The sequence below is a fragment of the Leptolyngbya sp. AS-A5 genome (assembly GCF_039962495.1).
Classification (GTDB): domain Bacteria; phylum Cyanobacteriota; class Cyanobacteriia; order Leptolyngbyales; family Leptolyngbyaceae; genus Leptolyngbya.
Genome location: NZ_JAMPLL010000003.1, coordinates 366,126 through 385,968 on the forward strand (window position 1 = coordinate 366,126; position 19,843 = coordinate 385,968).

14 protein-coding genes are annotated in these 19,843 nt (G+C 47.1%); 8 read left to right on the forward strand and 6 right to left on the reverse strand.

The annotated features are described in order from the left end of the window. Positions 1 to 2 precede the first annotated feature (2 nt). The 6 genes from NC980_RS06340 to NC980_RS06365 all read right to left on the reverse strand — a co-directional run bounded on the left by NC980_RS06340 (position 3) and on the right by NC980_RS06365 (position 9,553). Positions 3 to 1,091, reverse strand: a complete 1,089-nt coding sequence (locus NC980_RS06340; RefSeq protein ID WP_190377926.1) for a glycosyltransferase — start codon at positions 1,089 to 1,091, stop codon at positions 3 to 5. Further along, positions 1,088 to 2,134 carry a glycosyltransferase gene (locus NC980_RS06345; RefSeq protein WP_347272625.1) on the reverse strand — a complete coding sequence of 349 codons (1,047 nt, stop codon included), beginning with the start codon at positions 2,132 to 2,134 and terminating at the stop codon, positions 1,088 to 1,090. Before NC980_RS06345 ends, NC980_RS06340 begins: the two co-directional genes overlap by 4 nt. Positions 2,135 to 2,173: 39 nt before the next feature. Continuing rightward, a complete protein-coding gene (locus NC980_RS06350) occupies positions 2,174 to 3,622 on the reverse strand; it encodes an FAD-dependent oxidoreductase (protein ID WP_190377928.1) in 1,449 nt (482 codons plus the stop codon). Positions 3,623 to 3,872: 250 nt separating this feature from the next. Beyond that, positions 3,873 to 5,564 (reverse strand): hypothetical protein, encoded by a 1,692-nt coding sequence (locus NC980_RS06355; RefSeq protein WP_190377929.1) that lies wholly within the window; start codon positions 5,562 to 5,564, stop codon positions 3,873 to 3,875. Positions 5,565 to 5,568: 4 nt separating this feature from the next. Then, positions 5,569 to 7,740, reverse strand: a complete 2,172-nt coding sequence (locus NC980_RS06360) for a polysaccharide biosynthesis tyrosine autokinase (RefSeq protein ID WP_190377930.1) — start codon at positions 7,738 to 7,740, stop codon at positions 5,569 to 5,571. Between the two features lies 1 nt (position 7,741). Next, on the reverse strand, positions 7,742 to 9,553 hold the full coding sequence (locus NC980_RS06365; RefSeq protein WP_190377931.1) for an SLBB domain-containing protein: 1,812 nt from the start codon (positions 9,551 to 9,553) through the stop codon (positions 7,742 to 7,744). Positions 9,554 to 10,878: 1,325 nt separating this feature from the next. Between NC980_RS06365 and NC980_RS06370 the strand changes: the two genes are divergently transcribed. The 8 genes from NC980_RS06370 (at position 10,879) to NC980_RS06405 (ending at position 19,838) form a co-directional block, all read left to right on the forward strand. Further along, positions 10,879 to 11,622: a PTPA-CTERM sorting domain-containing protein gene (locus NC980_RS06370; protein WP_190377932.1), complete on the forward strand. Its 744-nt coding sequence runs from the start codon at positions 10,879 to 10,881 to the stop codon at positions 11,620 to 11,622. Between the two features lie 169 nt (positions 11,623 to 11,791). Next, positions 11,792 to 12,403, forward strand: coding sequence for an HpsJ family protein (locus tag NC980_RS06375; RefSeq protein WP_190377933.1), 612 nt, complete (start codon positions 11,792 to 11,794; stop codon positions 12,401 to 12,403). Between the two features lie 24 nt (positions 12,404 to 12,427). Continuing rightward, on the forward strand, positions 12,428 to 13,351 hold the full coding sequence (gene crtC / locus NC980_RS06380; protein WP_190377934.1) for a cyanoexosortase C: 924 nt from the start codon (positions 12,428 to 12,430) through the stop codon (positions 13,349 to 13,351). A gap of 408 nt (positions 13,352 to 13,759) precedes the next feature. Next, positions 13,760 to 15,571, forward strand: a complete 1,812-nt coding sequence (locus NC980_RS06385) for an ABC transporter ATP-binding protein/permease (RefSeq protein WP_190377935.1) — start codon at positions 13,760 to 13,762, stop codon at positions 15,569 to 15,571. A 194-nt stretch (positions 15,572 to 15,765) separates the two neighbouring features. After that, positions 15,766 to 17,034, forward strand: coding sequence for a glycosyltransferase (locus NC980_RS06390; protein WP_190377936.1), 1,269 nt, complete (start codon positions 15,766 to 15,768; stop codon positions 17,032 to 17,034). Positions 17,035 to 17,036: 2 nt separating this feature from the next. Beyond that, positions 17,037 to 17,852, forward strand: a complete 816-nt coding sequence (locus NC980_RS06395) for an FkbM family methyltransferase (protein WP_190377937.1) — start codon at positions 17,037 to 17,039, stop codon at positions 17,850 to 17,852. Between the two features lie 87 nt (positions 17,853 to 17,939). Continuing rightward, the gene (locus tag NC980_RS06400; RefSeq protein WP_190377938.1) at positions 17,940 to 18,905 is read left to right on the forward strand and encodes a glycosyltransferase family 2 protein; all 966 of its coding nucleotides are present in this window, start codon (positions 17,940 to 17,942) and stop codon (positions 18,903 to 18,905) included. Between the two features lie 21 nt (positions 18,906 to 18,926). Continuing rightward, the gene (locus NC980_RS06405; protein ID WP_190377939.1) at positions 18,927 to 19,838 is read left to right on the forward strand and encodes a glycosyltransferase family 2 protein; all 912 of its coding nucleotides are present in this window, start codon (positions 18,927 to 18,929) and stop codon (positions 19,836 to 19,838) included. Positions 19,839 to 19,843: the final 5 nt, after the last annotated feature.

Below are 19,843 nucleotides of genomic sequence, written 5' to 3' on the forward strand. Positions count from 1 at the left end.
GGTCAAGAACGAGTGAGAAGAGAACGACTGGGGGCTTTGGAAACAGATCGATCGCGTAATCCTTGATCGACAATCCGTAAGAATTGATGTAGGCAAGCTGTGGCAAAGACTTTGAGCGTGATGCTGAGGCGAGAAGGAGCGTTGTGAAGGGTGCGCACTGAAGTCGTTTGCTGTAGCAGAACGCTCTTGAGTAGAAGCCAGTAATAATCTGGGCGGAAAAGCAAAGCGACTCGATCGATATTCAAGGCTTCGGATAGCCAAAAGTGAGCTTGTCCTCGATCGTGGTTATCAATACTTTGACGCGCGAAATATAAGTAAAAGCTACTAATTGATAATTGATATAAGAGATGAGGGATCTCTGGATGGTTTTGGCGAATCGCTTGTAGCATCAGTGCGTGAGATGCCGCCATCTTGAAATAATCGCGAGACATGCTATTCTTACTTTTTCGATAGCTGATCAAAAATTCTGGTACGACTTGACAGTAATAGGCTTCAGCAATCCGCAAATACAGATCCCAGTCTTCACAGCCTTGAGCATTTACTGATTTGAAGCTTTCATTAAATCCGCCAACGCGATCAAAGCATTCTTTGCGAATTAAGGTGGAACTGGCATTTCCTACGAAGTTATGACAAAGCAATAGCAGATACACATCTCCGGTTACTTGAGCGGCATTAAAATCCCCGGTCATTTGGTCATGCTCATCGATATCCACCGACCAAGAGTAGACAAATCCTGTTTTCGGTGGAGCTGACATCATACAGTTCATCTGTTTTTCCAGATTATCCGGAAACCAGAAGTCATCGGCATCGAGTAGTGCAATAAACTGTCCCCGCGCTTTCTGAATCCCTCTGTTGCGGGCGGCTGCAACGCCGCGATTAGACTGTTGCACGATCGTAACTCGTGTATCTTCCTCGGCAAAGGGTTGAATGATTTCTACGGTGCGATCTTGAGATCCATCATCAATGATGATTACCTCAAGATTTTGATAGGTCTGAGTTAAAACAGAACTCAGTGTTTTTGCAATATACGTTTCAGCATTGTAGGCAGGAATAATGACCGAGATCAGCGGCGGATCAAAGGCAGGATTCATAGCGTTGAGTTATTGAACGACAGGTGAAAGAGCTTTTTTAACTGCTGCTTAGGTTTGAACCGAGTCCGCCAGTATAGCCCTGCTCCCAAAACGAACGAGAGTCCACTGTAGAAGTAGTAGAACCAGTGCATTAGGACAGCGACAAGCATGAAGTTGAAGCGGCGCTTTCGATAAAAAAATCGATAAACCTCAGCGTTCAAGATGAGTAGTCCAGCAACTGCTAACACAATCAGCAGGATCGCCATCGGTTGATAGAGACTGAGAAAACAAAAGAGCAACAGTAAATAAACAAGGACAACACTCAAGCGGTGAGAAAGTTTTAGGTTCAGATCGTTGATCAATCCTGAACGATACTGAAGTAGGAGTTGAGTCCAAGGAATGCCACGATCGCAGACATCCGTTCTCAGCAACCCCCAAAAGCTCCAAGCTTTATGATGTTTGACTTGCACTTCTTTTGCTAAATGAATTCGGTATCCTGCGAGCCGCAAACGATAGCCTAAATCAATGTCCTCGACACTAGGACGAGGAAATCGATCAACATCAAATCCACCCAACCGCAGAAAGGTCGATCTCTGGACTGCTCCACATCCTGCCCAAAACGTAGATGCCTCCTCTTTAGCAGTTTGATGAACATAGTGGTGGAAAAGATTCTTATACTGCGCCACAAAATTTGTTGCTTTGGGCGCATCATCATAAGAACCAAAGACCGCATCCCACTCTGGCTCTTCCAGCAAGAGTCGGACAAGTTGCGAAAATGTGGTTGAGTTCACTTCGCAATCTGCATCAATAAAGCACAGATAATCTCCCTGTGCAATCTGTGCGCCCAGATTACGGGCAGCGGCTGGACCTTGCTGACTTGGAGCCTTGATCACTCTGGCACCAAGCTTTTGGGCAATCCACCCGGAAGCATCAGTCGAAGCGTCGTCGATCACGATGAGTTCCCAAGCAGGATCGCGAAAGGCGACGATCGCGCCTAAGCAACTTGCCAGAGTAGAAGCGCCGTTATGAACCGGAACAATAATTGATAGGAAAGGCTGAGTCACAGCAAGGGTCGGGAACAAAGGGTTTACATTCGGTCAGGTCTATAGCCAGCGCCCGACTTGAGAGCCGAGCGGAGAAACGGCTGCTGCTTGCTCAGGAAACAGTTGCTCAATTAAGCGGAACACATCTTCGATTACACCGTCACTATTCATGTAGTGAAATGATCCGGTTCTGCCAACCAGATGCAAATTCTGCCATTGACCTAGATAGTCTTTCACAACTTTTAGACGGTTTTCATAGCCTACTTCATAGATCGGGTAGGCATAGGGAACCCTCAAGACCCAGCTTTGATGCACATCGGCTTTTTGAATCCAGCCAATTTGGCTCATTTGCTCAACTACGGTTTCTGCGATCGCGGCATCGGGTAGTTGCCAAATTGCTTCTCCTCGACTCGAAAAAATCTCGACCGCCAGTGACGTAAACTCTGGGCTAGGCACCATTTCGCTCGACCAATTCTTAGGCTCGTGAGTGCGCCCAAACACTAGATCCTGCATCGGGAAATATGTCCAACTATCCTGGCTGACTTGAGGCTTCTTGAGTGCAAGAAACAAGCAAACCATATCTCGATACTTCAGATCGTAAGCGTCGAGAATCTCTTGACTGCCCCACTGCTTTGGAATTGATTGCAGCAAATAATTCAAAGGCAGCGTTGAAACAACTTGATCGGCTGCGATCGTGCGAGTCGTGCCGTCTTGCTGCTGAATCGTTACATCAAATCCATTAGAGGTCGGGGCTAGCTCAGACAATGCTGTACTGGTGTAAACGATGCCGCCCCGCTTGATAATTTCTGCTTCGAGCGCGCTCGGGATCATGCCGAAGCCGGATCTGGGATAGTAGAACTGAGAAATCGGAGCAGTCCCGCCTTGCTTCTGGAATAGCATATTCTGAAGCGTCTTCCAGAGGCTAGGAACGCGGATTCTCTGTGCTGCCCAAGTTGCGGCTAAGCGATCGCAAGTCATCCCCCAGACTTTCTCGGTATAAGGTTTGAAGAAAACTTCGTAGAGCGCTTTTCCATACCGTTTGATCACCCAATCCTCGAAGGAAATCTCTTGCCGAGTCGGGCTGATTTTGGCACCCAGATAACTCATCACCATTTGCGCTGCTTTCAGGGGTGGAAAGATAGCCAGCGCATTTGCAAATTGAATCGGATAATCGACAAACTGCTGGTTTAGATAGATATGGCTAATCCGAGGTACAACCTGCAAATCTGTTTGTAACAAATCCTTCAGCCACTGAACCACGCTGGAATTATTACTATGAAATCGGTGTCCGCCAATATCAAAGCGAAAGCCGTCATAATTTAGTGTTCGAGCAAGCCCGCCCACTTCTTCCGCTTTTTCAACCACCGTGACTTGAATTCCTCGTTTTGAAAGTTCGTAGGCGGTTGCGAGTCCTGCAATTCCACCTCCCAGAACCACAAAATGCTGGCTTAAGGCTGGCTTTGGCTCTGGTATGGTCAGTGCCTTTACCGATAACAAATCAGTAATCATTAAACTTTCCTACTAAAACCGAGGATGGAGTAAACAAACATCGTTCATAACGGCTTTGATGTAAAAAACTAAACTTTACCGTCAAAGAATTCCCACTAAGCACCTCTGCGCCATTACTTACGTAATATCCGGTAGATTTTGGAAAGTTTTACAAAAAACACAAAAGTCTACTGAGGAAATCACTGTTGTTTTAAAAGACGAATCATTAAGAAGCCAAGTGTTTTGCTCAGGATGCTGTCCTTCGAGCCACTCAAAACTGCGACTGAAGCCGAATCAGTCCCCCTTTGATTCCTTGATCTCGATCGCGAATTCTGATATTTGTTGGGGGTATCGAGCTGCAAGGCAAGGGTGCTGCCCAGCACATTCGGTTTTTAGCGTTGCTGGGGTAGAAATAGACGAAATCATTCACTTGTTTTTGAACAACTCCGACATTCGGCAAGCGGGGCGGTAGGACGATGTGAGAGATCGCATGAGTCTGAATGACAACAACCAGCATCAAACTCAGAGTTAATAAGCGAACGCTGAAGGGTAGATAGAACCTCTTTGCTACAAGATTGTTTCTCCCAGGTTTACCTGAAATTCGTTTGCGAAAAATAGCTGTACAGTAATGAGCCATTAACAAGCCAGGAATCAGAATCATGTAGGCAAGTTGAAACCGCAGCAATGGAGAGGTTAGCGTCAAGAATCCTATGCCTGACAATCCGGTTGCGATCGCCCAAAACTGTCCTTGACCTGGAAACGTTGCCAGGTGCTTTGCAAAGTAACCTAGACATAAAACAGAAACCACGCTCAGCGCAACGACAATTTGGTTCCGCCTCGCAGTATTCAGCCAAGCCCATATCAAGGCAAGCCACTCGTTCAGCTCTGCGGGTTGAGTTCCATACCAAGACACCCAGCGATGCGTACTGTTCGCGACTTGCTGTAGGGCACTAGAACTTGGAGACCAGGGTAAATCAAAACAAATTGTGGTAGAAGGATACAGAGGACATCCAGAAGTCAGGATACTGGAAACGAACAAGGGAGCTAGAATTACGCTCACGATCGCCATTCCGATGAGCCATTGCTGAATTCGCCGCGTTCCTATCACAAAAAATAGACTTGACGTCATCAACAGTGGCAGCGCTGTCAGCTTGATGGTGACGGCTCCTGATGCAAGTATTAAAGGAATGAGCCGCGAACGCCGATCGCCAACGATTAACATCGACCAAGCGGCAATAATGATCAAAAAGACAACGGGTAGATCAGGAGAAGGGGAAACTAAAATTGCCTGTAGCGTTTTTGAAAGCAAGAACAACGGCAGTAAAAACAATCCCGTAATCACAATAAACCAATCCCCGATCGTGCCTTGACGTTGACGAATCTGGGTTAAACAACTCCAAACGTGCAATACAAAAATGAGTGCAGCAAACCCATTTGCAGCCGCACTCAAACGCGCTTCAAAAAAGCTTGGATTTAGAGGGGCAGCAAGGGCAAACCAGGCAGACGTAAAGCCCAAAGGACTATAGAGCAAAGCGAGTCCTGGCACTGTTCCATATTGAGCGAGCCACTGAATGATGCCGTAATGATAAAAGCCAGTATCCACCCAGGTAATAGGCTGGCTAGTGATTGCAGCGACCACAATTGCAACTCCAAAAAATCGGAGAATCACTGCTTTGTTAAGGTTAGATGCTATATGTCTGAGTTCAGCGCGGGTTAGTTTAGAGCGCAGCGAGAGTGCGATCAAGCTACCAAAGACGATCGCACCCACCCAAGGCGATAAGGGAATCACCAATGAAGCAGCGAGAAATGAAACAGCGAGTGTAATCAATCCAAGCCAGAGTGAAATCATCCAATGATCGTGACTTCTTTCTAAGCTTGTTGCACTCAATCGAGCCAGTAAAGCGATGCCAATGCTCGCACATCCAACCAGCAGAATAACCCAAATGAACAGAAAATAGAGCATTGAATTAAATATCATTCACGACAATCCCCAATGCGGGAATGCCAGAGACAGCCAAATTATCCAGAGTTTTCGTGACCAACACCCGTTCCGTTTTCTGAAGCCGAACGACTAAGAGCAACCCATCCGTGTGCGGAGTCAGTAACATCGCATCAGCAATATCATCCAGCGGCGGCGCATCATAGACCACAAAATCAAAGGATTGCGTAAGGCTCAGCTTCAACTCAGGCATTCGAGGCGAAGTCAATACTCGCACCGGGTCAGAAACATTGCTGCCTTTGCCTAACACATAGAACGGAAGATCCGCAAACGGCTGCTGAATTACATCTTGCACTTCGACATTTTCAAACAAGACTTGACTTAGCCCCCGATCGTCAGATAGCTGTAATCTCTTCTGAAGCTGCGATCGACGAAAATCAGCATCGACCAGCAACACCCGCTGCCCCATTTCCGCGATCGTTTGTGCCAGATACAGCGCAACAGTGGATTTGCCATCGCCCACGTCCGCAGAACTCACGACCAGCGATCGCACCGGATGGCCCGGATTTAGCTGCTGGAGATTGGCTCTCAAAATTCTAAAGGCTTCCGAGAACTCAGACACATCCTCTGGATCAGCATCTTCGTGAAAAGATGTAATCGGCAGGGAAAGCACTGTTCCTGTGGAGTCTTCCAGACGTTTGATCCGCTTCTTCTTGCCTTTCTTCGATTTTTTAGTCCGCTGTGGCAACAGTTTCCACTCGCGCTCGGTTTGAATCATCGGCTCGTGCGGAATCTGACCGAGAACGGGGACAGCAGAAGCTTTCTTCAGATCGCCCACGTTGCGGTAGCTGGCATCAACTTTCTCTAACAGTAAGGCAGCCGCGATCGCGAGCGCCACACTGATCGCGGCACCCGTGGTTAGATCCTGACTCACATTCGGAGATACCAAGGCTGCTTGGGCGGGTGGAGGTTCCATCACTTGCCAAGGCAGCTTTTTCTGAGAAGCTTCAACTTGTAGCTTCTCACGAGTCTCTAAGAATCGCTCTAAGCTTGTCGTGGCAATTTTAAGTTCTCGCTGAAGATCCGTATACTGCCGCGATAAGACTGGAAGTTGCTGAAATTGCTGGCTCAAAGCTCGCTCGGATTGAACAAGCGCTTGCTGCTGCATTTCTAGCCCTTGCAGTTGAGTCAGGAGTTCCGCTGCTTTGAATCCGATCGCTTTTCTCGCTTCCTCGCGCAACAAGCCCCGTAAATTTCCTCGTTTATCTTTGAGATCTTGAATTGCAGCACTCTCATCACCAAATCGAGTTGATTCTAAAGCAATTTTCGATTCGATTCCTTGGAGTTGCTGAATCAGGGCTTGATACGTCTGACTATTGTTCAACGCCACGATCGCGCCCGTTTCACCCCGCAAACTATCAATTGATGCCCTCGCGCTCCTAATTTCCTGCTCTAGCGTCGATCGTCGCTGTTTTATTTGGTCGGCTTGCGCCGTGACCTGTCCACCCGCGCTGTCTGGTTCAATCAACTGATAGTTTTGACGAAACGCCTGAAGTTGACGCTGCAATTGATCAACTCGACCTTGAGCAGACGCAACTTGAGATTCAACAAATTTCAATCCTTGGTTGAGATCAGATTGTCGTTCGTTGACGCTGTAAGCTAAATAATCTTTCAATAGCTGTTCTAAAACGGCACGAATTTCGGTTGAATTGCCGCTCTGATATCGAATTTCAAGAATCTTTGTTCTAGGAACACGCTTGATGGTCAATCCACTCCGAACCACCCTATAGCTGAGTTGAGGTTGTAGAGGTTTTAACCGTTCGATCGTTTTAAATAGAAGTTCAGGACTTTGTAGCACCTGGATTTGAGTGTCGTAGTCATAGTTTTCAGAAGCAGGTCGATCACCCGTAAGACTAGAGATATTCCGATTCGGCTGATTAATCGGCTCAACTAACAGTCGAAAGCCCCCTTCATACACCGGCTGAGTCGTTAAGGTTCTCCAGACAAAAAATGAAAAAGCAGCGATGCCGACTGTAGACATCGCAAGCCAGCGCCGCCGCACCATTTGAAGATGCTGCCGAAAATCTTTTTCTTCGGGTTTGTTGGGGGAGCTACCGGGAGGAGAAACCGAGAGGGGTTTAGCTGGGGTACTGCCGTTGCGTATGGTAGATAGCGAGTTCGACTGGGGAGATTGCATCATGTCAGAACAGGAGTTGGAGTGGGAGCAAACGGAAAATCGGTGACAGAACATCTGAAAGCCCATCAGAGAACTTCGTGAAGCCCGATCGACCCACGACGATGACATCGTTGTTCCGAAGGACAGGATTGTTCACTGGATCAATGCCGCGACTGAGATCGATGCGAATCGATCGCCGAGTGACCGTTCCGTTGGGATTGAGGCGAATGAGTTCTACCGTTTTGGCAGCACGGCGATCGAGTCCACCTGCGGCAAGGATAGCCTGATTCAGCGTGGAGTTCGGAGGGAGCTGCGCGGCTCCGGCTCCTTTCACTTCACCGAGGACGTTGACGCGAATCGCACCTGGTGAAACGTTTGCGTTTCCTTGTTGAATCAGGTCTTCTGCGCTCATGTCTGGCGCTTTGACCAGACGAATGGTATCTCCAGGCTGCAACAGCAGGTCTTGACTCAGATCGCCCTCTCGAAGCAGTTGCCACAGGTTCAAGCTGATCAACTGTGGTTTACCGCTGCGAGTTAGTCGTCGCACTTGGACTTGGCGTAAATCTGCGTCAGCCGTAATTCCACCGGCTTGCTGAATCGCTTGGGTGAGGGTCGGACGGCTGCCCCCCTCTTTCGCACCTTCCATTTTGTAAGCGCCGGGTCGAGTGACTTCACCGATTAAGGCAACATTGATCGCTTGTCCAGTGGTGGCGAGGTTCGACTCTGCGAGCTGTCCGATCGCGGCTAAATCGATCGCATCGACCGTCGGAATAAAGATCGAGTCACCATCGCGCAGTGAAAGGTTTTGGCTGAGGTCTCCGGTTTGAGCAATTTCCGAGAGGTTGACCGTGATTTTCTGTGTTCCTTTGACGCGATCACGTCGTCGAATTTCCACCCGCTGTAGATTTGCCGAAAGCGTGACTCCACCAGCCTGTTGAATCGCTTGCACAATACTGGGAGCTTGAATCGCATCTGCTGCTGACATGGTATAGAATCCGGGTTGCTTAATCTCTCCAGCAATGCCAACTCGGAGCGGTCGAGATTTGAGTACAGTGATCAGAATGCGGGGACGGCGCAATTCTCGCGAGAGCCGATTGGCGAGCGTTGCTTCGGCTTCTGGGACACTTAATCCAGCAATACCGACTCGACCCACAACCGGAAGCAGGATTGATCCATCTGTTCCAACTTGCTGTTGTCCGCTGAACTCTGGCACATTGACAACGGTAAGCTGAATTGTGTCGCCTGTTCCTAAGACATAAGGGGTGTCGATCGGGGGTATTACTGCGGAAGAATCATTGAGTGTAGGTGGAATTGCGGTGATTAAGGGTGTGTTTAATTGACGCGGAGTTTGGGCTTGTTTCGGTCCTGGTTTTGAAGCTTTGACTTGATTTGGAGAGGCGATCGCTTTTTTGGCGGCAATGGGTGAGGCGGGACGGCTTAGCAGCGAGGCAGGTAAAGAGCGTTCGATGATTCGATCCCAGGAGAAATCGGGTCGCTGAGTGAAATTAGGCCGGATTGCAGGAGCAGCGGGCTTCGTAACAGGCTTCGCTTGAGATTTAACGGTGGCCGCTGGAGGAGCAGTGACGGGTTTTACACTAAGTTTTGTACTAAATTGAGGCGCTGCGATCGTCGCTCGGGCGGTAACGTTTGGAGGAGCAACGCTTGGAGTGGGTGCAGTGATCGCAGCAGAACGTAAAAAGGATTGAAAATCGTTATTTTCTTCGGGTTTAAGTGAATCTGAGGGTGTTACAGGCTGAGCACCCAATTTGGGCAGCGAGAGCAGGAGAAGCGGACAGGTCGCGGCGGTAGAAAGCTGTAACAGGGTGAGGAGGCGCATCGTTATACAAGGACAAATAGGGAAGGGACAATAGCAAGTCGCTCCCTCTTTTATACAGATGCCGAGGTCTGGATCAGGATTACCTACGTAAAAAACTCGGATTATGACGAATCGTGCGCCACGATTTTAGAGACTAAGAAGCTTTGGTGAAGTTAAAGTTAATTTGAGTTTTATCAGCGTCAAAGTCCTGTTTTCATTTGCTCTAAGTCTTCTAATCAGGGTAAATCTGCGTGAAGTCGTTGCGACTTTATTAGCCTTTTATGAAAAGCAAGCTGTATATAAAGAAACCGTGTGTAAGATTACGGCATGGGATCATTACCGCAAAAGTTCTGTACATTATTCTCCAGCAGCCGCAGGTAATCCTACAAACAATAAGATAATTGCTCGATTTCGATCAGCAGCAGTGAATTTCTATGCTGAGTGGAATGAATTTGATTATCAATCATTGTTTTTGTAGAGTTTTCCGGGTTGTTTTGGTCGAGCGCTCTAAATCGCTCTCGCCTTCACTGCATCTGTCCTTTGAGTTGAGACTATTTGAATTAAAAGAAATAGTGTTCGACAAAGAGTTAACAAGAAGAAGTTTCAGGGTTTTCAACGTTTAGCTTTTGTAGGAGCCAGAACGATTGTTTCAAGCTGCATTTTTGCCTAGTTGATTAATAGCAAATTAATGCTAGAGCTCAACTTCAGCACCATAGAAACAACTGCATTTGAACGACATAGTTGGTTATCCTAGCTTCCTCAATTCTTGCCCCCGGACTGTAATGATTTCACTTAGGTATGGTTTGCTAACGCTCTGGGTTTTGCAGAGCTTGATTGAGTCCCGTTTGCGTTCGATTGATATCTGGAGAAGTCGGTTAAATCTTTTACGCTACATCCAATCTATCCGGAACGACTCCAGAAGGGTGCGTAAAGTGTGTCAGTGGAATTACGATCGCAGTTCTCAGTGTTATACGGTCGGTGGGAAGTGTGGCAATGTTGCAAAAGCGAGTAAAGCTACGGATTCTGCTGATTCATTGAGATTTCCCTGCGTTTCCAAGGTTTTACCTAAGGCTCTATAAGCTTTTTACTAGAATTCAGGCAAGGAAATCAGCAGCGCTTCGTGATTTCCACCCAGGGAATCAGGTGTTTTGCTTCTACCGCTGGTGCATCCCGCTATCAGGGCAAGTGACTTGGTTTCTCTGCCTGGAGTCGAAGGTAAAGAGCTTTCATTCATTGCCTTCGTTGACCTGAATAGAAGCAGCTTCACCGCTTCTTATGTCTTGATAGCTCTTGGCTCTGTTCGACACTTTGTTAATGAACATCTAATCATTGAAGTAGAGAAAGCAATGAAACTCAAATCGGCATTCTTAGGAGCAGCTACCGCTGCCGCGACCCTTACTGCCGCTACTGTTGCAGTCCAACCTGCTCATGCGGCAGGTTTGCAATACGGCAGTGTCCTCAATTTCACGAGCATCCCAAATGGAGGTGTTCAGTTTAACAACGCTCAAAATCGTCTAAACTTCTTCAGCGATAACCCCCCGCCAGGAAATATGACAGGGCAAATCGTACGTCCTACTGCAAGCACAGGGAGTTTCCTGGGAACCCAAACAGTTCCGAATCAATCTCCACCCCCACCCCGTATTCTAGACATCTTGCTTAGTGGATCAGGTCAAGTCCGCAACTTCGCGAGCACAGTACCCGTTCCTAACTTTGTCCCTGCCAATGTCCTTCTTTCTGGGATCAACGCTCCTGGCATCGCTGGAAATCCTAACGTTGCCTTTGTAGTGCAGCAGTTAACTTATAACACTCAGTCTCAAATTGCGCAATTTAGAGGCTCGTTCTTCCGCACTACCGGAACAGGAGTCAACGGAGATCCCCTGGTCTTAGGCCAACTTTTGAGCGCGGGCACTGGTTCGATTACGTCGCAGGGGAATGCAAACGCTCCAGGTTTTGCAAGTTTCTCAGGGTCAATTACTGCTGTTCCGACCCCTGCACTATTACCTAGCTTGATTGGATTCGGTGTTGCTGCTCTTCGCAAGCGCAAAGGTGAAGCAGTAACCGAAGTAGAAACGGCAGAAGTAAAGGCTTAAGTCGCTTTCTAATCCCACACTCTGAGAGTCGGCTGTGTTGTCTAACTGTCCCTCTCAGAGTGACACAATACCGTGCGTTTAGTGAACCTTCGTCTTGTAAAGCGTTCCTAAACCTACATCAGGATTCGTCTCTTCACACTTCTCATCTCATCCCTTTTATTCTTAAGTTATGGCTTCTCTTTCTTCGGCTCCTCAAAAAATTGCATCGGCTCCGACGGGTAAAGGTATCGCTCAAGTTGTCGGTCTCGTCTGTCTAGTGGGTTTCGCGATCGATATGCTCATCGTGCTGCTTCCACTTCAACTCAGCAGCATCGAATGGCGCGTTGGATTTCTGCAACAATTTAGCGATCGTAGTTTGATCTTCATTCTGGGAGTTGCCCTAACAATCTTCGGCAGCATTGGCGCACGTCGTCGGCTCAGACAGTTTTCGACGTTTTGTTTAGCGATCGGTATAGTTTATTTACTGTCTTGCTTTCTTGCAATCAGTGATACTTTATCTTTACAACAGCAAGCGGTTTCTACGATCGACTCCCAAGCTTCCCAACTGCAAACCCAACTCCGCAACGCTCAAGCAAACCCAGCTTCGCTCGGTGCAAATGTCAGCTTAGAAGACATTAAGCGAGTCTCGAATCAACTGACTGGGCAAGCTTCAACCGTTAAAGAGAATGCGAAGCGTACCGTAATTAAAACAGGAGCTTCGACCGTCGGAAACCTAGCGGTGGTGGGATTAGGACTACTCTGCTTAGGACGAATCGGGCTGCAACTGAGCCGCAAACATTAGTCCCGATTTGCTTGGGAAATCATCATGAACTGGCAAAAAGCAAGCGCGATCAACTCTGTGAAACTAAAAGCGATCGCGCACCATCTCTGGCGAGCAAGTATCAAGACTCTACATACTCGTCTCGTTGCAGGAGGATTACTGGTTGGAGCGGCTTATTTTCCGGTCTGGTTGTTTAATTTGATTGTTCGATCCTTTCACGGTTCGGCAAGCGTGTTGATGGCAATCATGATCGGACTCGGCAGCTATCGTCTTTGGCAACAACGAAAGCAAATCACGGTTCTCGCGGCCTCTGAGGACGATCGCTTACTCGGACACATTATAATTGGCTGCGGAATTGTTCTATCCCCGCTGGGCTTCTTCTCCGAATGGGCGCAACGATTGATCTTCATCCTGATCCTAATTGGAATTGCGCTAAGCAGTTGGGGACTGCCTTTCTTTCGTCGCTATCCATTGCCGATCGCCCTACTTGGACTTGGACTATTCCCTCAGCCGACTGCGGTTGCAAAAAACTTGTGGCAAGTGTTCACGCCCCCCAGAATGCTGGAAAACTTTATGGCATGGAGCGGAACTGGAGGACTCAACGCGATCGGTCATGCTGCCGTTCAGAACGAAACCTGGATCACGCTGGCAGGAAAGACGGTCGATGTAAATTGGGGCTGTAGTGGATTTGATATGGCAACAATTTTAGCGGTTGCCAGTTTTGTACTGGGATTGTTTCTTAAACAAAGTCCAATCAAAATCACATTGATGATGGCGATCGGGATTGTTTTAGCCTTTATCGCGAATGTACCACGGATTATGTTACTTGCCATGTCCGAAGCTTACTGGGGACGATCCGCATTTGAGTTTTGGCATGGCCCTTGGGGAGGGCAAATTTTTTCAACAATTTTGTTCACGATCTACTACTACGTTGTGATGGCGATCGCGAAGCGAAAACCAGCCAAATAGCTCTTGTTTTAAGCACCAGAATCATGACGATTAAATTAAATAATTCAACAATTTCTTGGATAAAATAATCTACTGAGTCCAAAGCAAACTGCAAATTTTCTGTAAGTTCTGTCTAATTGACCACTAGCGATTTGCTTTAGGATTCTCCTGATTCAAGATCAACAAGCCGTAAAATAAAACATAGAAGTTTATGGCTTAATCAACTCAATAATTCTCTCTTGGAAAGGGGCTTTGACGGTCTGTAGATCTCAGTCTCTTCAGCGTAACTTCTTCTCAACATCGTTGAAAGAAGCCGAATGACGGAGAAGGTGTGACAAAAAATTAGAAGCTTAAATTGCTCTGTTTGCTATCTCAGTTCGCTAACACAAGACAGTAGTTCAAGCCCTACAGTAAGAGGAGACTTTCAGGTTGCAAAAACTCAGAACAACACTCAATTTACCCGCTTATCGTTTGATTACAGCGATCGCTTATCAGAATTGGGGTTTACTCGCGATTAATCTAGTCGCAAATCTGCTTAGTGCTGTGCTAGAAGGAAGCACTCTAGGCGTCATCTACCTGGCTGTTTCTATCCTTTCTCAAGGACAACAGAGCCAACAACCCCAATTTCTAAAGCAATTGCTATCGGCTTTCTCTCTAACTCAATCTCAACAATTTCTCGCATTATTGGGATGCGCTGTTCTCTTACAAATTCTACTCGCGCTCAGCGGCTACACTAATAAATTGAGTACAGCTTATCTATCAGCAAGAGCACAACCCCAAGTCACAGGACGAATTTTCGAGCAAATTATGTCGTTCAGCTTTGCGTGTGCAAGCCAATACAAAGTGGGCGACTTAGTAATGTTTGTGAATGACGCAGCAATGACTGTGAATCGCCAGATTCAGACGGTGAATGAGCTGATTGTCAGCCTCACATTCTCCAGCGTTTATGCTTTGGTTCTGATTCAGCTATCTCCTGCTCTTGCCCTAGTCGCTGTATTATTAGCACTTGTGGTGATTGGAGTACAACAACGATTACTTCCTCAACTGCGATCTGCTGCTTTCCGGCTCAACTCTGCTCAAGTGGAGTTGTCTAAGCATATGACAGAGAACATTCAGGCGCTCAGATTGCTTCATACGTTCGGTACTCAGCAACGTGCGATCGCAGAAACGTTCCAGTTGCTTCATAACGTGCAGACACAGCTCCAGAAACGAGCCAAAGTCTTTTATCTGCCAGAGCCGATTTTCGATGTGCTACCTGTGATCGCACTGGCAGTTCTAGCCAGCCTTACGATGGTGATCAGCAGTACACCCGAAAGCATCTTACCCTTACTCCTTACCTTTTTGTTAACCTTACAGCGATTAGCAATCCGTCTACGAGGAGTTGCTGGAGCCTTCACTCAACTCGCTGACAACAGCGCAAATCTTCAAAGACTCAGTACAATCTTAGACAGACGTAATAAGCAGTTCGTAACAATGGGAGGCGAAAACTTCGAGTTACTGCAAACTGATATTAACTTCAAGCAGGTTAGCCTTTCGTACACGAATGACGAAAACTTTGTGCTGCAAAATCTAAGCTTCACGATTCCTAAAAATCAGGTCACGGCACTGGTAGGACAATCGGGGGCGGGTAAATCGTCGATCGTTGATCTATTAATCGGATTGTATCAGCCAAATCTGGGGCAGATCATCGTCAATGGCAAACCTTTGGAGTACTACAATCAGGCAGCTTGGCGACAACGAATTGGAGTTGTCAGTCAAGATACCTTTATTTTCAATAGTAGTATCTTGGATAATCTGCGGCATGGCGCACCAGAGGCAACGCCTGAAGCAGTCATTGAGGCTGCTAAAGCAGCTCAGGCTCATCACTTCATTGTGGAAATGCCGGAGGGTTACGACACTATTGTGGGTGAACGGGGTTATCGTCTGTCAGGTGGACAACGACAACGATTAGCATTAGCTAGAGCAGTTTTGAAACAGCCTGAGATTTTGATTTTGGATGAAGCAACTAGCGCGTTAGATAGCGAATCCGAGCGATTAATTCAGCAAGCTCTTGCTAGATTTCAAAAGGATCGAACTGTCATTGTCATTGCTCATCGCCTCTCTACGATCGCTGAAGCGGATCAAATTATTGTCTTGGAGAAAGGACAGATCGTAGAAAGCGGTAATCACAGGGCACTGATGAATCAACACGGTCGGTATGCCTGCTACTGGGATTTGCAAACTCAAAATATGGTTATTTAGCTGACGGCTCAAGCTTGCGCCTTGGCAGTAGAAAGAAGGGTCTAGCGCTATTCGAGACAAGAAAGGCGTTAGCTTGTCAAGAATTTCAAGCGACCAGAACTGCATCTGCTTAGATAAAGGCAACCGCAACATTCGTGATTCCACAACTGATCTTCTAATCTGCTCTTCTACAATTCTCTACTTGATTCCCACTTGTGAAAGTACTACAGATTAACTATAGCGATTTACATCGAGGCGGCGGCGGGGCGATCGCGATGTATCGCCTGCATCAGGGGTTACAGGAGCAAGGCATTGCAAGCCAGATTCTTTGCAAAATGAAAACCCTAGAATCTTCTGAGAGCTTGGAAATTCCTCAATCCCCTCGGTTAGAAAGACAGATTCAGCGATGGACTCAGCGCATTGGCTTAAACGATATCCATCGAGTGGGTAGCTTCAAGATTAGAGATTTGGAAGCGTATCAGGATGCAGATGTGCTTCATCTTCATATTATTCACAGTGGCTTTTTTAACTATCTAGCAATCCCAACCTTAACTCAGCAGAAGCCAGCGATCCTTACGCTGCATGATATGTGGGCGCTCACGGGTCATTGTGCTTATAGCTACGATTGCACCCGCTGGCAAACTGGCTGCGGTCGGTGTCCTTATCCTAAAACTGCACCTGCTGTTCGCTATGATAGTACCCATCTTGAGTGGAAGTTGAAGGAATGGGTTTATCATCACTCAAACTTGGCGTTTGTTGCTCCTAGTCGTTGGATGACAGAGCTTGCCCAAACGAGTCTGTTCAATCATCTTCCGATTCACTACATTCCTCATGGACTCGATACGAATCTTTTTAAACCGCTCAATGCGGCGACCTGCAAAGATTTGCTTGGAATTCCTGCAAATAAACGTGTACTCCTGATCTCAGCCGCTGACTTAAACGATCGCCGTAAAGGAATGGATCTTTTGATTAAAGCGTTGCAGCATATTCCGCAGTCTCTTCGATCTGAGATTGTGCTGCTGGCGATGGGTGGACGAAAAGTGGGGCTTGAAAAGGAACTGAGGGAGTTTCAGATTCTCCAGTTGGGTTACATCGAGCATGAACCCCTAAAAGCAGTAGTTTATTCTGCATCAGACCTGTTTGTGTTTCCAACTCGCGCTGATAACTCGCCCCTGGTGTTACAGGAAAGTATTGCCTGTGGTACTCCCACCATTTCCTTCAACGTCGGCGGCGTACCGGACTTGGTTCGTCCAGGGATAACAGGTTACTTAGCTGCTGCTGAAGACGCGGTCGATTTAAGTCAAGGAATTGCTTCACTTTTAGAGGATCATGCCGTCAGACAAAAGCTTAGCCAGTCCTGTCGCGCAGTTGCTCTAGAGGAATACAGTCTTACACTTCAAGCACAGCGGCACATTCAGCTTTACCAGCAGCTTCTCGGTTCAAGCTTAAACTCTTCCGCGGTACTAACCACGACTACAACCTAACCATGATTGATTTCAAACAGTTTCCACAACGGTTGATAAAAAAAGCGTTTCGTCATGCAGGGCTTGAGATTCACCGCGCTCAGGTTCAGAGTCTAACCGTCGATCGCACTTCTTTTGATGGTTGCTTAAATCAAGCAATTCAAAACGGACTTGCTCCGAAAACCGTGATTGATGTTGGAGCTGCCACAGGTACGCCTGAGCTATATCGCGCTTTCCCGCAAGCTCACCACCTTTTGATTGAACCTTTGGAAGAGAATGTTCCCTACCTCGAACAATGGATTCAGGATCTAGAACATGCTGAGTATGTGTTAGCTGCCGCTACTGCTCAGCGCGGTGAGATTACAATCAATGTCCATCCAGACTTAGTTGGATCATCAATCTACAAAGAAGATGAGGATTCAGATGTCAATGGCTATGAAAGAGCAGTTCCGGCGCTGCCGCTCGACGAAATCGTTTTAGAGAAGAAGCTAGAAGCACCCTATCTAATCAAAATTGACACTCAAGGATCAGAACTGGATGTTCTCCAAGGAGCCACTGCGCTGTTGCAGAAAACAGACTTGATTATTCTAGAAGTCTCTTTTTTCGATTTCTTCCAGGGAGGACCCACTGCATTCGATTGCTTTCAGTTTATGAAGGAGAGAGGATTTGTGATTTATGACATCTTCGATCTCGGTTACAGGATGCTAGATAATGCGATGGCGCAAGCAAACATGGCTTTTGTAAGAGAAGACGGCGTTCTCAGGAAGGAGCACTATTACGCGAGTCGAGAGCAACGACAGAAGCTAAACCAGCAACTTTTAGAGCAAGAGTATCATTAACCGATCGCCGCTGCGCTAAATAATTTTGTTGTGGATGAGTTTCAGTAGGACTACAAAATCGCCTTCTTTTGCACATTAATGAGCAGTATGATGAATGCTATCACCGAGGATAAAGGCTTAACGTTTCTGAGTAGTTGGCCCATCGCTAATATTTCTGGTTCTTGTCTGGAAAAGTATCCGAAAATCTCAATCGTTTCACCAAACTACAACTATGCGTTTACTCTTGAAAAAACGCTCCGATCGGTGATCGACCAGAACTATCCAAATTGCGAGTACATCGTGATTGATGGTGGCAGCACCGATCGGAGCGTTGATATCATCAGCCGCTATTCCGACCACCTCGCCTACTGGGAACATCAAAGTGACGCGGGTCAGTATTTTGCCATTAATAAAGGCTTTTCAAAGTCAACAGGCGAGATTATGGCGTGGATCAACAGCGATGATATCTATCTGCCTTGGACGTTGCATGTTGTGGCTGAGATCTTTCAGCAATTCCCACAGATTGACTGGATTATCGGTCGCCCCACTCAGATTCAGAATGGGGTAATTCGGCACGTTGGTTCTTTGCAACCCTATCCACGGCAGTGTATCCATAACGGCTTATTTCGAGGAGATCGATTGGGTTGGATTCAGCAGGAGAGCCTTTTCTGGCGGCGTTCTCTGTGGGAAAAGGCTGGGCCATTACGAACTGATTTGAAGTACGCAGCAGATTTTGAACTCTGGACTCGGTTTGCACAACACGCAGACTTAGTTTCTGTTTCCTGCCTCTTGGGCGGCTTCTTTACCCGTCAGGCAAATCGCCATCGCGACAATCTAACTGCTTACTTTGATGAAATGAATCAGGTGATTGGAGAATGGCCAGATGAGCGCCAGCAAGCTTATCAGAAGATTTGGGCTGATCTAGAACGATATCAGCGGTGGAAGCCGTACACGGGAGTCCGCCATTTAATGCGTAAAGCATTGAAACTTGAGCAGTACACTGGGCAGATTGCACAATGGGACTTTCAATCTAATGCGTATACCTTAAGCACATCCTCATTTGTGCAGTATTGACATCCAAATCAGCATCAGTTTATGTTACCTAAAATTAGTATTACCATTCCTTCTTACAATCAAGCTGATTATTTAGAGGAAACACTCCGTTCAGTCTTGGAGCAGCACTATTCAAACTTAGAGCTGATTGTGATTGATGGCGGCAGCACGGATGGAAGCGTTGAGATTCTCAAACGGTATTCTAACCATCTGGCGTATTGGGTGAGTGAGCGCGATCGAGGTCAAACCCACGCCATTACAAAAGGGTTAAGAAGAAGCACCGGGGAGATTTGGTCTTATCTAAACAGTGACGATTTGCTGTGTCCTGGTAGCCTAGAAAAAGTTGCAGAAAGCTTCAGAAACCCGGGTGTGAATTGGTTAGGAGGGGTTTCGGAGATTTTTGATGAAACGGGTCTCAAAGGGTATGTCGTACCACAGCGCCCATTGAACCGCCGAGATTATCTCACGCCGTGGCAGCGTGAAATTCAGTACGTCTTTCCTTGTTCAAATGTGTGCTTTATGCGACGACATTTGCTTGAGCAATGTGGGGATTTTGATGAAAGCTATGACTATGGAATGGATATCGAATACTATGTGCGAGTCGTTTTCCAAACCGGGATCGAGCCGCAATTGATCCCTGATATTTTAGGTCGTTGGCGATGGCATCCACAGAGCAAAACATTGAAGCAAGGAATTGCATATGGATTTCGAGAAGATGAAGTGCGGATGGCTCTTCAATATCTTCAGTGTTTAGACGAGCGCGATCGCCAAACGGTCAAGTGCGAGATTCAAGAGCAGCAGAAGTGGCTTGCCGTTCGCAAAGCTGGGTTTTATCAAAACCAAGGCAAGCCCGAATTAGCCTGGAGAGAACTCACATCGCAGGTTGGGTTATCTGCTGCATTATCTGGGTTCCGTCCCTGGTATGGCACAGCTCGGCGATTACTTTTGGCATAGATTCA